Genomic DNA, 15,686 nt, shown 5'->3' on the forward strand with positions numbered 1-15,686 from the left:
CGCGCGGGTTGGGCGCAATCGCGCCTCAGCGACGATTCGTGGAGGCGGTACGGGTCATGAGGGTCGATGAAACGGCGCGCCTTTGCAGGCGTGTCGGCGCTTCCGTCGTCTCTGTCGTGGTCGGTCTCGCGGCAAGCGTGACGATGGCGAGCGAGACCATGGCGGCCTCCGCGGACGGGGCGGCGACGCCTTTGCCGATAGCGGCGACGCTCGGTGCCGGCTATGCCGGCGACCAATCCTCGTGGGTGATCGGCCTGCCGCCGCACATGCACAACGCCACCGGCCTCGCGGTCCTCATCGGCCTCACCGTCTTCGCGACGATCCTGTCGCTGCTGCATCTACGCGAGCGGGGACGATGGACGCGGCGCGAGCGCGAACTCATCGCCGACCTCGACATCCTGCGCGGTTCCGAGGATCGGGCCGAGATGCTGCTCAGCTCCGAGCGGCAGGTCATCGTCACGTGGTCCGGGCGGGGCGAGCCGGTCATCGAGGGCGACCTGACCCTCGCCTTCGACGGCAACCGCACGAAGCCCGGTCCCGCCGGGCTCATCCTCGCCTTCGGCACCTGGCTGCTGCCGGCGGATGCCGGCGCGATCGAGGCGGCCCTGGAGGCGCTGCGCGAGCGCGGCGCCGGCTTCCGCATGACGGTGCGGGCGCAATCGGGTCGGATCGTCGACGCTCACGGGCAAGCCCTGGCCGGACGGGCCCTGCTGCGCCTGCGTGAGACCACCGAGGAACATCGCGAACTCGCCGAATTGCGTCAGACCCTCGATGAGGCCAAGCGCGGGCTGTCCGCCCTCGCGAGCCTGCTCGACGCCATTCCTCAGCCGGTCTGGCGCCGCAACCGCGATGGCGGCCTCGCCTGGGTCAACACCGCCTACGTCGCCGCCGTGGAAGCCGGCAGCCGGGAGAGGGCCGTCGCCGAAGGGATCGAACTCCTCGACCGTCAGGCGCGCGACCTCATCGCCCGCGGCGACCGGGACCGGTCCGCTTCCGGGGGCAGGGCCGCTCAACGCCTCTCGGCGGTGGTGGCCGGTGGACGGCGCATCCTCGACGTCACCGAGACCGCGATCGATTCCGGCCGCGTCGGTATCGCCGTGGACGTCTCCGAGCTGGAGAGCGTGCGCGCCGACCTTCAGCGCCAGATGGACGCCAACGTCCGTACCCTCGACCAGCTTCCCACCGCGGTGGCGATGTTCGACGCGCGCCAGCGGCTGATCTTCCACAACGCCGCCTATCGCCAGCTCTGGAGCCTCGATCAGGCCTTCCTCGATTCAGGCCCCCTCGACGGCGAGATTCTCGACCATCTGCGCGCCGCCCGGAAACTTCCCGAACAGGCCGACTTCAAGGCCTGGAAGGCCGACGTGCTCGCCGCCTACCGTGCCGTCGAGGCCAGCGAGACATGGTGGCATCCGCCGGATGGACGCTCGCTCCGCGTCGTCGCCGATCCCAACCCGCAGGGCGGTCTGACCTACCTGTTCGACGACGTCTCCGAGAACGTGAAGCTCGAATCCCGCTACAACGCGTTGATGCGGGTGCAGGCCGAGACCCTGGACACCCTCAAGGAGCCGGTGGCGGTGTTCGGCGCCGATGGCCGCCTGACCTTCGCCAACCGCGCCTTCGCCACCCTGTGGCGCCTGGAGGATGCGACCCTCAGCGAGCGTCCCCGCGTCGATACGGTGATCGAGGCCTGCCGCAGGCTCTCGCCCGACGAGGAGCCCTGGCTCGATATCCGCGGCGCCATCACCGGGCTCGAAAGTCGCGCCGGCCTGACCTGCCGCCTGGAGATCGTGGACGGGACGGTGCTCGATTGCGCGGCCCAGCCCCTGCCGGAAGGGGCGACGCTGCTCACCCTCATCGATGTCACCGCCAGCGTGAACGTGGAGCGGGCGCTGACCGACAAGAACGATGCGCTGGAGCGCGCCTCGCAGCTGCGCGACACCTTCGTCCACCACGTTTCCTACGAGCTGCGTTCGCCGCTCACCAACATCATCGGCTTCACCCAGCTCCTCGGCGACGAGACCGTGGGAGCGCTCAACGACCGCCAGCGCGAATATTCCGACCACATCATGCGCTCGTCGGGGGCGCTGCTCGTGATGATCAACGACATTCTCGATCTCGCCTCGATCGATGCCGGCTCACTCGAACTCGCCCGCGAAGTCATCGACGTGAGGGCCACGGTGGAGGCGGCCGCGCGTGGCCTCGAGGATCGCCTGGCCGAATCCGCCATCGGACTCGACCTCGACATGCCCGCCGACATCGGCAATTTCGTCGCCGACGGAAAACGCGTCCGCCAGATCCTGTTCAACCTGCTCTCCAACGCCGTCGGTTTTTCCTCTCCCGGCCAGAGGGTTCGCGTCACGGCCCGGCGGACGGATGCGGAACTGACCCTCACCGTGCGCGACGAGGGTCGCGGGATGCCGGAGGACGTCGCCGCGCGGGTGTTCGACCGCTTCGAGAGCCATACCCTCGGCACCCGCCACCGTGGCGTCGGCCTCGGCCTCTCCATCGTGCGCTCCTTCGTGGAACTCCATGGGGGCCGGGTCGAACTCGCGTCACGGCCGGGCGGTGGGACCTGCGTGACCTGCACCTTTCCCGTGAACAATCCCGAGCCGAAGCGCGCGGCGGCGGAATAGGGGCGAGGGGGAACCGGCGAGTGATGCCGGATCAGAGAACGAAGTCGGAGGCGTGCAATTCCGCTATGACGTCTCGCAGCACGATCTGAAAATCCGCTTTGCCGTCTCCGGTCACATCGCCTTCCACGACGGTCGAACCCCCCACCAGAACGGTGCGGAGTTCGCCCGCATGGTGCGTGAAAGGGCGCGATCCGATGAAGCCGAAAGCCTCGTCCTGGATCGCACCGTTCGCCGCCTGGATCGGAGACAGATCGATCAGGTCGTGACCGGACGTGAAATCGGTGATCTGATCGCGGCGCTCGAGACCGACGACGCTGTCGTCGACGCTCTTGTAGACGAAACGGTCGGCTCCTTCGCCGCCGGTGAGGATATCCCGGCCCAGTCCGCCGACGAGGACATCGTCGCCGCCATTGCCCTTGATCGTATTGGCGGCCGAATTCCCCTTGATCAGATTGGCGAGTGAGTTGCCGCTGGCGTCGACCGCATCGCGTCCGATCAAGGTCAGCTTCTCGATGAACTGGCCCGCGAGGGAAAACGAGACGTAGGATTTGACCAGATCGGTTCCCTGATCCTTCAACTCGATGACGCTGTCGCGCCGATTGTCGACGACGTACGTATCGCTCCCGGCGCCACCGACGAGCCTGTCGGCACCCGACCAGCCGTTGATGTAGTCCTTGAAAATCGAGCCGTTGATCAGATCGTCGCCGACAAAGATCTCCGTGTTCACAAGCAACGGATCTTCCGAGAAATAGGGGCCCATATCCGTCTGATCGAGATCCAGTGAAATGCTGAAGGCCCATTCACCGCCCGTATGGCGGGAGATGGACATGGCAGTTCCGAATGACGGATACATGGTTCCGGGATAGAAAAACTCGAATCCATTGATGGATGCCGAATCGCCATCACTGAACCGGACGGAGTAGCCATCGAACGTGCGACGTGTGACGGCGACGGCCTCGTCGAAACGGTCGAAGATATCGAGCGTCCTGCTGTCTAGATCGGTGTACGCATTGAAGGCGACCATTCCGATCCCCAAGGCTATTGCATGTGCAGGGGTGGACTCACTCCCGGAGTCGGCGACGATAGCGCCCAGTCGAATTGATGACCAGTAGAGAGAATTGGTTATTTGTATATCTGAAGGTTCGCGTGAAAGTTGTTGCGCGAGTATTGCCTCGGGCGCCGGGCGTGAGGCCCGATCGTTGAATTCCACGAGACGAGCGCAGTCCATGGCGTTCGTGGTCTCCGGGCGTACAGAAGTCGCCGGCCTCGCTTTCCGGCGACCGGGAGACAGGATCGGTGGGCCGGATTCTCTCCGCTACTTTTCTTCCCCGCTGGGAGTTGGGTTAAGAAGGCTCGGGTTAGGATTGCCGGGCTATGAGGGCATAATACGCATCTCCTGGCGAAACGGCGGTCGATGTGAAAGGCGGAGATTGTGGCGGTGAGTGAGGACGGTTCGGGCGAGCCCCGGCGCGAGACCAAACCCGCCTGGGCCTTCGTCCTTCCCGACGAGGGCGCCACGGAGGATCTCGGCCGCTTTCTCGCCGAGTTCCTGATACCGGGCGACATCGTCGCGCTGTCCGGCGGTCTCGGCGGCGGCAAGACGACGCTCGCGCGCGCGCTGATCCGCGAACTCGCGGGCGAGCCGGATCTCGAAGTCCCGAGCCCGACCTTCACCCTGATCCAGCCCTACGAGGCCAAGGACGGTCGGCAGATCGTCCATGCCGACCTCTACCGCCTGCGCAGCTCGGACGAACTGGTGGAGCTCGGCTTCGATGAGATGACCGAGACCGCGATCACCCTGGTGGAATGGCCCGAGCGCCTCGGTCCGCGCGACGGGCCGATCCTGTCCGTGGACCTGTCGCTCAGGCCGGAATTCGGCGAGGGTGCACGCTTCGCCCGCATCGATGCCCACGGCGAGATGCGGGCCCGCATGCAGCGCGCCCGGGCCCTGCGGGCCCTGCTCGATCGCAGCGGCTGGGACGAGGCGGAACGCAGTCTCATGCAGGGCGACGCCTCGTCGCGCGCCTACGAGCGGCTGGTGAAACCGGACGGGAGCAAGGCCGTTCTGATGATCTCCCCGGCCCGGGCCGACGGTCCGCCGGTGCGCAACGGCAAGCCCTATAGCGCCATCGTCAAACTCGCCGAGAGCGTCCATGCCTTCGTCGGAGTCGACCGCGGCCTTCGCGCCCTCGGTTTCTCGGCACCCCGCATCTATGGCGAGGATCTCGACGAGGGCCTGCTCATCATCGAGGACCTCGGCTCGGAGCCGGTGGTGGATGCCAACGGTCCACGTCCCGAGCGCTATGCCGAGGCGGTCCGTCTCCTCGCCAAGCTGCACGCGACCGAGCTTCCCGGCGTGCTGCCGGTCGCCGACGGCATCGATCACGTCCTGCCGCCCTACGATCTCGAAGCCCTGCTGTTCGAGACCGAACTCCTGCCCGACTGGTACTGCCCCTCGGTGCGCGGGGCTTCGCTGCCCGCGGCCGCGCGCTCCGAATTCGTGGCGCTCTGGGCCGAGGTGCTGCGCGGCGTCGAGCCGGAGCGGCCGACCTGGACCTTGCGCGACTACCATTCGCCGAACCTGATCTGGTTGCCCGACCGGGAGGGGCTCGAGCGCATCGGCGTCATCGATTTCCAGGATGCGGTGCTCGGCCATCCGGCCTACGACGTCGCCTCGCTGCTGCAGGATGCGCGGGTCGATGCCTCGGCCGATTTCGAGCTGCGCCTGCTCGGCCTCTACGTGCGCGAACGGCGCAACCGCGAGCTGGATTTCGACATGCAGAGCTTCGCGCGGGCCTATGCCGTGATGGCGGCCCAGCGTGCCACCAAGATCCTAGGTATCTTCGCCCGCCTCGACAAGCGCGACGGCAAGCCGGGCTATCTCGCACATCTGCCGCGGATCGAGGGCTACCTCGCCCGCAACCTCGCCCATCCCGCGCTCACCCGCATCCGCTTGTGGCACGAGGAGCACCTTCCGCATCTCGTGGCGAAGATGGCGACGGACGAAGGCGAGGCGTAGGCGGCGCCCGAGGCGGATCTCCGGTCGGCCGAGACGGAGAAGAGCCGCTTTCGGGCTTGACCCGAGGGCCGAGTTCCCCACGATGCCGCCGCACCCGCTGGTGCCTCCAGATCATCCTCCCGGATGTCCGATCCGGGCCGATGCCATAGCCCTCGCGCCCGAGACGCCGACGGAATGTCCGACAGACCCGACCCCGCCATCACCCAGGCCTTCGTCCTCGCCGCCGGCCTCGGCAAACGCATGCGTCCGATCACGGCGACCGTGCCCAAACCCCTGGTGGAGGTGGCGGGACGCGCTCTCCTCGACCATGCCCTGGACAGGGCGGCGGAGGCCGGCATCGCGAATGCGGTCGTCAACGTCCACTACCTCGCCGACCTGCTCGAAGGGCATCTCGGCCGCCGCCGCACTGCTCCCGCGATCCGCATCTCCGACGAGCGCGATGCCCTGCTCGAGACCGGAGGCGGGGTGAAGAAGGCGCTGCCGCTGCTGGGCGCCGACCCCTTTGTCGTGCTCAACTCGGATTCGTTCTGGCTCGAAGGGCCGAAGCCCAATCTCGGCCGCCTGATCGAGACCTGGGAGCCGGAGCGGATGGACATCCTGCTCCTCGTCGCGCCCACCGCCACGAGCCTCGGCTACGAGGGCAAGGGCGATTTCGTGATGAATGCCGGCGGCGCCCTTCAGCGCCGGGGCGAGCGCGAGGTCGCGCCCTTCATCTATGCCGGCGTCGCCATCCTCAAGCCGGACCTGTTCGCCGATACGCCGGAAGGATCGTTCTCCCTCAACCTTCTGTTCGATCGTGCCATCGAGCGGGAGCGCCTGTTCGGCCTGCGCCTCGATGGTCAATGGCTCCATGTCGGCACCCCGGAAGCGATCGAGGCCGCCGAGAAGCGGGTGAAGGCGAGCGCACAGGTGCAGTGACGCCCACGGAAGCGGTGACGGGCGCAGATCGGGATGACGGCATGACAGATTCTCACGTCTTCACGATCCCAACCGGCGCGCCGTTCCTGCCGACGCTCGCCGAGGCGCTGATCTCCGGTCGACTCGTGGGGGATGTCGCCGGCGATCCTTTCGCGCTCGCCAGCGTCACCCTCTACCTGCCGACGCGGCGCGCGACGCGGGCCTTGTCCGCGCTCCTGGCCGAGAGGGTCGGCAGCGCGCTCCTGCCGCGCCTGATCCCGCTGGGTGAGGCCGACGAGGCCGAACTCGACGTCGCCGCCAACCCCTTGCTGGAAAGCGGTCCCGACCAGCTCGCCCCGGCGATGCCGCCGCTGGAGCGCCGGCTGATCCTGGCCCGCCTCGTCCAGGCCTGGGCCGAGACCGTCGACCGCAAGCTGCTCCCCATGGGCGACGACGTGCCCTTCCTCGTCCCGTCCTCGCCGGCCGATGCGGTCTATCTCGCCTCGGATCTCGAAAAGCTGATGGATGCCCTCACGGTGGAGGGGGTGGCCTGGACCGAGATCGCCAGCGCGGTGGAGGCCGAGTATTCGCATTATTTCGGCCTGACCCTCGATTTCGTGCGCATCGCCGCCGAGAACTGGCCGAAGATCCTGCACGACCGCGCCTTGAGCGATCCGGTGGCGCGCTCGCGCACCCTGATCCTTGCGGAGGCGGCGCGGCTGCGTCGCGACAAGCCGGCGGACCCGATCATCATCGCCGGCTCCACCGGATCGGTCCCGGCCACCGCGAAGCTCATCGCCGCCGTCGCGTCGCTGCCGAGGGGGGCCGTGGTGCTGCCGGGCCTCGATCTCGACCTCGACGATGAGGGCTGGAGCGCCATCGAGACGGGGGAGGGGGCGGAGCGCGAGATCGCCCACGGCCATCCCCAAGCCATCCTGCATCGGCTTCTCGGCGCCGGCTGCCTCGATCTCGATCGCGCCGCGATCACCACTCTCGGGCAGCCGACGGATCGCGGCCGGGCGCGGGCCGCTTTGCTGTCGCAGGCCCTGCGCCCCGCCGAGACGACCGATTCCTGGTCCGAACTCACGGCCGATGCGCGCCGCGAGACCGCCGAGACGGGGATGGAGGGGGTCGCGGTCGTCGAGGCGGCCGACGAGCGCGAGGAGGCGCTCGCTGCCGCCATCGCCCTGCGCGAGACGCTGGAGAAGCCCGGCGCCACGGCCGCCCTCGTCACCCCCGACCGCAACCTCGCCATACGGGTCGCGGCCGAACTCGCGCGCTGGGGTATCGTGGCGGAAGATTCCGCCGGTGAGGCACTCTCCGTCAGTCCGGCCGGGCGCCTCGCGCGGATGGCGGCCGAAATGGCGGCCGACCTGCAGCCGCACCGGGTGATCTCCCTTCTGGCGCATCCTCTGGTCCGCCTGTCCATGAAGCGCGATGAGGTCAGGCGCGGGGCGGCGGCCCTCGAGATCGGCGCCCTGCGCGGGCCTGCGCCGGCTCCCGGCTTCGAGGGCCTGCGCAGGGTGCTTGCCGATCGCCGGGTCGCGACGGGACGAATTCCACGGGCACAGCGTCGCCTCACCGATACGGATTGGGATCTCGCCGCCCGGATCGTCGATCGCCTGGAACTGGCTTTCGATGGGTTCCTCCGGTCCGAGGAGGAGGGGAGCGCCGACCTCGTGGCCCTGGGGCGCAGCCATGCCGCCGTCTTCGAGCGGCTGATCGCACCGGCCGAGAGCGATGTGCCGGCGGAGGACAATTCGCTCTGCGTCCTCGACACCCTGTTCGACGATCTCTCGACCTCGGAGCCGGGCCTGCTGTCGGGAAGGCCCCTCGACTACCCGGCCTTCTTCACCGCGCTGGCGCGAGAGCGAGTGGTGGCCTGCGGCGGCGAACGCCCTCACCCTCGCCTGCGAATCCTGGGTCTGCTCGAAGCGCGCCTCCTCGATGCCGACCGCATCGTCCTCGGCGGCCTCGACGAGGGCGTCTGGCCGATGAAGACGGTCACCGACGCCTTCCTCAACCGTCCCATGCGCGAGCGCATCGGCCTCAATCCGCCGGAACGACGGATCGGCCAGACCGCGCATGATTTCGTGCAGGCGCTCGGGTGCCGCGACGCCGTCATCACCCGCTCGGCCAAGCGCGAGGGTGCGCCGACCGTGCCCTCGCGCTTTCTCCAGCGCCTGCAGGCCTTTGCCGGCGAGGCCTGCTGGGACAGGGCCCGCGAGGGCGGCCGGCGCTTTCTGAGCTACGTCGCCGCCCTCGACCGGGGGACGGAGCCCGCGCCGCCGCGCCTGACCCAGCCGAAGCCCAAGCCCGATCCGGCCCTGTTCCCGAGGACATTGAGCGTCACCGAGGTCGAGACCCTGGTGCGCGACCCCTACATCATCTTCGCTCGCCACGTTCTCGGGCTCGATCCCCTGGAACCCGTGGCCGGGCGCCCCGGCGCCAGCGAGCGCGGCACGCTGATTCACGCGGTCCTCGGCGATTTCGCGCAGAGCTATCCCGACATCTTGCCCGACGACGCGGCGACGCGTCTGCGCGCGCTCGCGGAGGAGGAGTTCGCCGAGATCGCGCGAGACTTTCCCGAGCTCTACGCCGAGTGGTGGCCGCGCTACGAGCGCCTCGCCGCCGAGTTCCTGGACTGGGAGACCGAGCGCCGTCCCGCCCTCTCGCGGGTTCGGGCCGAAATGTCCGGACGCTGGGTCCTGCCCATGGGCAAGGAGAGCTTCACGCTACGCGGACGCGCCGACCGCATCGAGCTGCGCCGCGACGGAACCGCCTGCATCGTCGATTACAAGACCGGCCAGCCGCCGAGCAACAAGGAGGTCTTCGCCGGATTCTCGCCTCAGCTCACTCTGGAGGCAGCGATGCTGAAGGCCGGCGCCTTCGAGGGCGTGGCGCGAACCCAGGAGACGCCGGACCTGCTCTACGTTCACGCCACAGGCGGCCGGAAACCGTTCGAACCGCTCTCCGTCAAGCCGCCCCGCGGCGACCCGCGGACCCTGGATGCCATCGTCGAGGAGCATGAACGACGCTTCCGCGGCCTCGTCGCCCGTTTCATGGCGGGGGAGGCGGCCTACGTCTCACGGCCCTATCCGAAATACGCCAAATCCTACGGCGATTACGACCACCTCGCCCGAGTGCTCGAATGGTCGTTGGCTGGTGAGGGCGAGGGATAGATCAAACCGCCTCCTGGCCATGCCCATGGCCGGGGCACGGATTCGCCTCGACCGTCACGTGGGACAGCCCTTCGAGACCGGCGAGCTTCGCCTTGTAGGCTGCCGGCGCCTGCGGATCGTCCGATACGAGAGAGACGATCAAGCCGGTATGGCCGGGGCCGAGACGCCAGAGGTGGAGATCGGTGATGGTGTCGCCATTCGTCTCCAGGCGTCCGCGCACGGCCTTGGCGAGGCCCCGGTCGGGCACGGCATCGAGAAGCGTCGCGCCGGCCGAGCGGATCAGCGTCCAGGACCAGGCGACGATGACCACCGTGCCCACCAGCCCCATGGCGGGGTCGAGCCAGGCGATTCCGAGGTAGCGGCCCGCCAGCAGGGCGACGATGGCCAGGACCGAGGTCAGCGCATCCGCCAGCACATGGACATAGGCCGCGCGCAGGTTGCTGTCCCCGTCGCCGGCATGCCCATGCTCGTCGTGGCGATCGTGGAGGTGCTCATGATGGTCCGCATCGTCGCGAGCGTGCCCGTGGCCGTGAGCGTGTCCATGGTCGTGTCCGTCGCCGTGGAGCAGCCAGGCGCTGGCGAGGTTCACGAACAGGCCGAGCACGGCGATGGGAAGGGCCTCGCCGAAGGCGATGGTTTGCGGGCTGGCGAGGCGCGTAAGGCTCTCGTAGCCGATGGCGAGCGCGATCATGGCGAGGATGATGGCACTGGCGAAGGCGGCGAGATCGCCGAGCTTGGCCGTGCCAAAGGCGAAACGCGGGTCGTCGGCATGGAGGCGGGCGAAGCGGTAGGCCAGGGCCGCGATGCCGAGCGCCGCCGCATGGGTCGACATGTGCCAGCCATCGGCGGTGAGGGCCATCGAGCCGAAGACGGCGCCGCCGACGATCTCGGCCACCATCATCGCCAGTGTGAGGCCGACGACGAGGACGGTCCGGCGCTCGTTCCGCGCATGCGAGCGCCCGAGGAAATCATGGCGGTGCTGCCAGGTCTCGACACTGTGGCTGTGCATGGATCGCGCCTTCCGCATGGTGTGCAAGGCGGGAACATAGGGGGCTTTGGCGAGGCGATCACCCATCTCCCTCGCGGGAAATGCCTCTGGAGGGAGGAGGCCAAGGCCGGCTATGGAGAGATGCTTCAAGCCCGGAGACAGACAGGTTGCCCTTCGTCGTCGACGATCTCACCAAGGCGAGCCAGCGCCGTGCCGCCGACCCGCTGGCCTCGGCCTGGGTCTCCGCCAATGCCGGAGCGGGAAAGACCAAGGTCCTCACCGACCGGGTCGTGCGCCTCCTCCTCAACGGCGCGCCGCCCGCCCGCATCCTCTGCCTCACCTTCACCAAGGCCGCGGCGGCGAACATGTCGATCCGGGTGTTCCGCACCCTCGGGCGCTGGGTCACCCTCGACGACGCCGCGCTGACCGCCGAACTCACCGAGTTGACCGGAAAGGCGCCCGCTCGCCGCCTGCTGAAAGTGGCGCGGCGCCTGTTCGCCCGCGCGGTCGAGACGCCGGGCGGCCTCAAGATCGAGACGCTGCATGCCCTCTGCGAGCGGCTGCTGCACATGTTCCCGTTCGAGGCCAACGTGCCCGCCCGCTTCCAGGTGCTCGACGAAAACCAGGCCTCGGACATGTTCGCGGCCGAGACGGACCGTGTGCTCGCTGTGGCGATGACGGCCAGGAACCCCGAGCTCCGGGCGGCATGGGACCGTGTCGGGCCGGAGGCCACCGGCGAAACCTTGCGTTCGGTCCTGCGCGCGGCGATGCGCGCGCGCTCCCTGTTCGACGGTAGTGATGGCCTCGCCGCGCCGGTCGCAGCCTTGTCCACGGCCCTCGGCCTTCGCACCGCCGACACGGTGGAAGCGATCGTGGAACGCATGCTCACCGGAGGTCTCGACGGCTGGAGCGAGCTTTCGCAGCGCCTGCGGACGGGAAAGGCGACCGATGAGGGCCTCGCCGACAGGCTGGTCGCGGCTGAGGCGGCGACGGACCCCACCGACAAGCTCGATCTCTACCGCTCCGTCTTCTTCACGGAAAAGGGGACGCCGAAGGCCGATAAAAGCCTCGGCACCAAGGACGTCCCCGGCGAGGTGAAGGAGGCGCTCCTCGCCGAACGCGACAGGCTCGACCCGCTCTTCGATACCCTACGCGCCGCGCGGGCGCTGGAGCGGACACAGGCCCTGTTCGTCATCGCCATGGAGATTCATCGGCGGGTCGAGCGCCAGAAGACGCGGCTCGGCGCCCTCGATTTCGACGATCTGATCCACAAGGCGCTGGATCTGCTCTCGCGGGTGGATGCGACCTGGGTCCTGTACAAGCTCGACCGGGGGATCGATCACGTCCTCGTGGACGAGGCACAGGACACCAACCCGCGCCAATGGGACATCCTGCGCCGCATCACCGCGGATTTCGCCAGCGGCGAGGGCGCCCGCGAGATTTTGCGCACGCGCTTCGCGGTGGGGGACCCGAAGCAATCGATCTACAGCTTCCAGGGGGCGGAGCCGCGCGAATTCGCAACCGTGCACCGCGAATGGCGGACGGCGTCGGAACAGGCCGGGCTGCCCTTCGAGGACGTCACGCTGAACCTGTCGTTCCGCTCGACCAAGGGCATCCTGCGCGCGGTGGACGCCACCTTCGCCGTTCCCGAGCATTACCAGGGCCTGTCCTTCGGCGATGCCGCGATCGGCACCACGCACGAGACCGCCCGCCGGGACGCGCCGGGTGTGGTCGAGATCTGGCCGGTGGAGATTCCCGCCGAGGAGGACGAGCCGGATGCCTGGGCGGCACCGGTGGACGCGCCGGAGGCCAATGCACCTTCCATCGTCACGGCCCGGCGCGTGGCGCGGGCGGTGAAGACCTGGACCACCGCCGGTGACGAGGGAGGCCGCGTCTGGCGCCCCGGCGACGTGCTCATTCTCGTGCGCAAGCGCTCGGCTGCGTTCGAGGAGGTGATCCGCGCCCTGAAAGTGTGCGGCGTGCCGGTGGCGGGCCAGGACCGCCTCGACATCACCGCCCATATCGCGGTGAACGACCTCGTCTCCGTCGGCCGCGCAGGGCTGCTGCCTGCCGACGATCTCACGTTGGCCGGCGCCCTGAAGACACCCTTGGTCGGGCTCGACGACGACGACCTCGTCCGCATCGCCGCTGGTCGCGAGGAATCCGAGACCCTGGAGGATGCGCTCGCGCGTCATGCGGCGGCGGGCGAACCGGCCGCGATTCGGGGCTATGCCGCCCTTACCCTATGGATCGATCTTGCCGCACGGCACGGACCCTTCGGTTTCTACGCGAGCCTGCTCGGGCCGCATGAAGGGCGGATGCGATTGGTCGCGCGCCTCGGCGGTGAGGCGGGGGATGCCATCGACGTGTTCCTGATGAAGGCGGCCGAGGCGGAGCAGGCGGCGGAAGCTCCGTCCCTCGACTGCTTCCTCACCCGCTACGACATCACCCCGGGGCGTGGCGTCAACGGGCTCACCGTCAAGCGCGATCTCGAATCCGGCCGCAACGAGGTCCGGGTCATGACGATTCACGGCGCCAAGGGCCTCGAGGCGCCCGTCGTCGTGATGATCGACGGCTGCGAACCGCTCGGGCGCAACGATCCGCAACTCCTCGCCATGCCGGGGGGCCGGGACGGGGCGTTGCCGCCGGTCTGGGCCGGGTCGAAGACGCAGGATGCGGAAGCCGTCGCCTCCGCCCGCGCGGACCATCAGGCCCGCGCCCGTGAGGAGCATAACCGGCTCCTCTACGTCGCCCTGACCCGCGCCGCCGACCGCCTCGTCATCGCGCCCTATCGCGGCCACGAGGAGCAGGGCGAGACCGCCTGGTGCGAGATGGTCCGAAAGGGGCTGGAGCAGGAGTTCGGGTCCGGCGAATCGATCGAGACCGCCTATGGCCCCGCCCTTCTGTGGCGCGATGGGACGGCGCGATCCATCTCCGTCGACGATGCGGGTGAGGACCTTGCCGAGCCATCGATTCCGGCATGGCTGAGGCAGCCGGCGCGGATCGAAGTCGAGGTGGCGCCGCCGGTCAGTCCCTCCGGTGCCCTCGGCGCCGCCGATGGGCAGCGCGAGGTGCCACGGCGGCAGTCGAACCCGCATTCACGCCGTCGGGGCATCCTCATCCATTCGCTGATCGAGCACCTTCCACGGCTCGATAAGAACCAGAGACCGAACGCCGCTGCCTCGTTCGTCAGAGCACGGGCGCCGTCGCTCCCCGCTGCCGAACAGGACCGGTTGGTCGCGGATGTCCTGAGATTGCTCGACGACCCCGCTCTCATCACGCTCTTCGACGGCGATGCGAGAGCCGAGGTCACCCTGTCGGGGCGCGTCGACGTGGAAGGGCGTCCGAGATCGGTCTTCGGCCGCGTCGATCGGCTCAGCATCCGCCCGGACAGAATCGTCGTCGCAGATTTCAAGACGAGTCGACCGCCCGCGGATCATGCTCCCGTCCCTGAAGACGAGGCGGCGCAGATCGCCCTCTACGTGGCGCTTCTGCGGGACATCTATCCGGGCCGTCCCGTCGAGGCGATGCTGGTCTGGACCTCCGGGCCGGTCATTCGCCATCTCGGCGAGGCCGACATTTCGTCGGCGCTCGCCTCGCTCGCTTCGCGTCCGGCTCAGCCTGCCGTCACGGCGTCAGCTTGATGATCTGCCCGTCCGGGCCGTCCGTCACCGCGTAGACCGCACCATCGCCGCCGACTCTCACGTCGCGGATACGGTGATCGAGGGGGATGCGCTCCTCGGTGACCACCTTGTCGCCGTCGAGCTTCAGCGCGACGATGCCGCCGCTCACGAGGCCACCGACGAGGAAGGCGTCCTTCCAGGCCGGAAACAGCGTGCCGGTGTAGAGGGCCATGCCGGACGGGCCGATCACGGGATCCCAGTAATAGACCGGCTGGACCGTGCCGCCCGCCTGAGTCTTGCCCTCGCCGATCTTCTCGCCGCTATACTCGATGCCGTAGGTCACTTCCGGCCAGCCGTAGTTCAAACCCGGCCGGGGACGGTTCAACTCGTCGCCCCCGCGCGGTCCATGCTCGACGGTCCAGAGTCGCCCCTGACCGTCGAGGGCGGCGGACTGAATGTTGCGGTGGCCGTAGGACCAGATCTCGGGCTTGGCCTTCTCGCCGCCCGTGAACGGGTTGTCCTTGGGTGCATTGCCGTCGGTGTCGATGCGGAAGACCTTGCCGAGGCCGCTGGTGAGATCCTGCGCCTGGACGCGGGTGACCTTATCCGAGCGCTCGCCCACGGTGACGAACAGCTTGCCATCCGGCGCGAAGACGAGGCGAGAGCCGAAATGCTTGTCGCCGTCATAGGTCGGCATCTGGCGGAAGATGACCTTCACCTCGTCGAGGCGACCGCCATCCTTGTCCTCGATGAGCTTGGCGCGGGCGACCGTCGTGCCGTTTCCCTTCTCGCGCGGCTCGGAATAGCTGAAATAGATCAGGCGATCGGCAACGAAGCTCGGGCTGAGCGCCACGTCGAGCAGGCCGCCCTGGCCACGCGCATCCACCTTCGGCACGCCGGCGATCGGCTGGCCGAGCGCGCCGTCCTTCGCGACGATGCGCATCTTTCCGGCCTTCTCGGTCACCAGCATGCGGCCGTCCGGCAAGAACTCCATGGCCCAGGGGCTGTCGAGGCCCTTGGCGACGGTCGTGGTCTGGACCTTGGTCGCCTCGATCGGCTTCGGTGCGCGGGTCTGGTTGGGAAGCAGGGGCTTGTAGGTGGTGTTCGCGGGCGCCGTCTCGGCGGGCTCTCCACCTGCGGCTTCGTGCTGGGGCGCGGCGAAGGAATCGCCTCCGATCCGCGGTTGAGGCGTCCCGGAATTGCCGTCCTGCGCGAAGGCGCCGGTGCCGAGGCTCAGGACGGCGACGGAAGCGAGCAAGGTCGGAGAGATGCGCGTCACGTGGTGATATCCTCCATGGCCGGCGTTCAGGAGACCGGCTCTCGGCCTTTTGCGGGATTCAA

At 68.6% G+C, this 15,686-nt stretch carries 8 protein-coding genes; 5 read left to right on the forward strand and 3 right to left on the reverse strand.

Annotation, left to right across the window (positions count from 1 at the left end):
* The first annotated feature begins 56 nt into the window (after positions 1-56).
* Entirely contained in the window at positions 57-2,636 is a 2,580-nt protein-coding gene (locus A3OK_RS0121325; RefSeq protein ID WP_019906926.1) for a PAS domain-containing sensor histidine kinase, read from the forward strand.
* A 31-nt stretch (positions 2,637-2,667) separates the two neighbouring features.
* On the opposite strand, the gene A3OK_RS24770 is transcribed toward A3OK_RS0121325, so the two are convergent.
* On the reverse strand, positions 2,668-3,660 hold the full coding sequence (locus A3OK_RS24770; protein ID WP_019906927.1) for a M10 family metallopeptidase C-terminal domain-containing protein: 993 nt from the start codon (positions 3,658-3,660) through the stop codon (positions 2,668-2,670).
* A gap of 414 nt (positions 3,661-4,074) precedes the next feature.
* On the opposite strand from A3OK_RS24770, the gene tsaE reads away from it, so the two are divergent.
* From tsaE to addB, 3 genes are all read left to right on the forward strand, one after another.
* Positions 4,075-5,655, forward strand: coding sequence for a tRNA (adenosine(37)-N6)-threonylcarbamoyltransferase complex ATPase subunit type 1 TsaE (tsaE, locus tag A3OK_RS0121335; protein WP_245259395.1), 1,581 nt, complete (start codon positions 4,075-4,077; stop codon positions 5,653-5,655).
* Between the two features lie 174 nt (positions 5,656-5,829).
* The gene (locus tag A3OK_RS0121340; protein ID WP_019906929.1) at positions 5,830-6,573 is read left to right on the forward strand and encodes a nucleotidyltransferase family protein; all 744 of its coding nucleotides are present in this window, start codon (positions 5,830-5,832) and stop codon (positions 6,571-6,573) included.
* Between the two features lie 41 nt (positions 6,574-6,614).
* A complete protein-coding gene (gene addB, locus A3OK_RS0121345) occupies positions 6,615-9,734 on the forward strand; it encodes a double-strand break repair protein AddB (protein ID WP_026597512.1) in 3,120 nt (1,039 codons plus the stop codon).
* Position 9,735: 1 nt separating this feature from the next.
* Here the strand turns inward: addB and dmeF are convergent, their stop codons facing one another.
* Positions 9,736-10,743 (reverse strand): CDF family Co(II)/Ni(II) efflux transporter DmeF, encoded by a 1,008-nt coding sequence (gene dmeF, locus A3OK_RS0121350; RefSeq protein WP_026597513.1) that lies wholly within the window; start codon positions 10,741-10,743, stop codon positions 9,736-9,738.
* 146 nt (positions 10,744-10,889) lie between these two features.
* Here dmeF and addA point away from each other — a divergent pair, with 146 nt between their 5' ends.
* Entirely contained in the window at positions 10,890-14,366 is a 3,477-nt protein-coding gene (addA, locus tag A3OK_RS23200; RefSeq protein ID WP_019906932.1) for a double-strand break repair helicase AddA, read from the forward strand.
* Here addA and A3OK_RS0121360 read toward each other — a convergent pair.
* Positions 14,350-15,624 carry a PQQ-dependent sugar dehydrogenase gene (locus tag A3OK_RS0121360; protein WP_019906933.1) on the reverse strand — a complete coding sequence of 425 codons (1,275 nt, stop codon included), beginning with the start codon at positions 15,622-15,624 and terminating at the stop codon, positions 14,350-14,352. The two genes, addA and A3OK_RS0121360, sit on opposite strands and share 17 nt — an antisense overlap.
* Between the last annotated feature and the right edge of the window lie 62 nt (positions 15,625-15,686).

It is taken from the genome of Methylobacterium sp. 77, from assembly GCF_000372825.1.
Classification (GTDB): Bacteria; Pseudomonadota; Alphaproteobacteria; order Rhizobiales; family Beijerinckiaceae; genus Methylobacterium.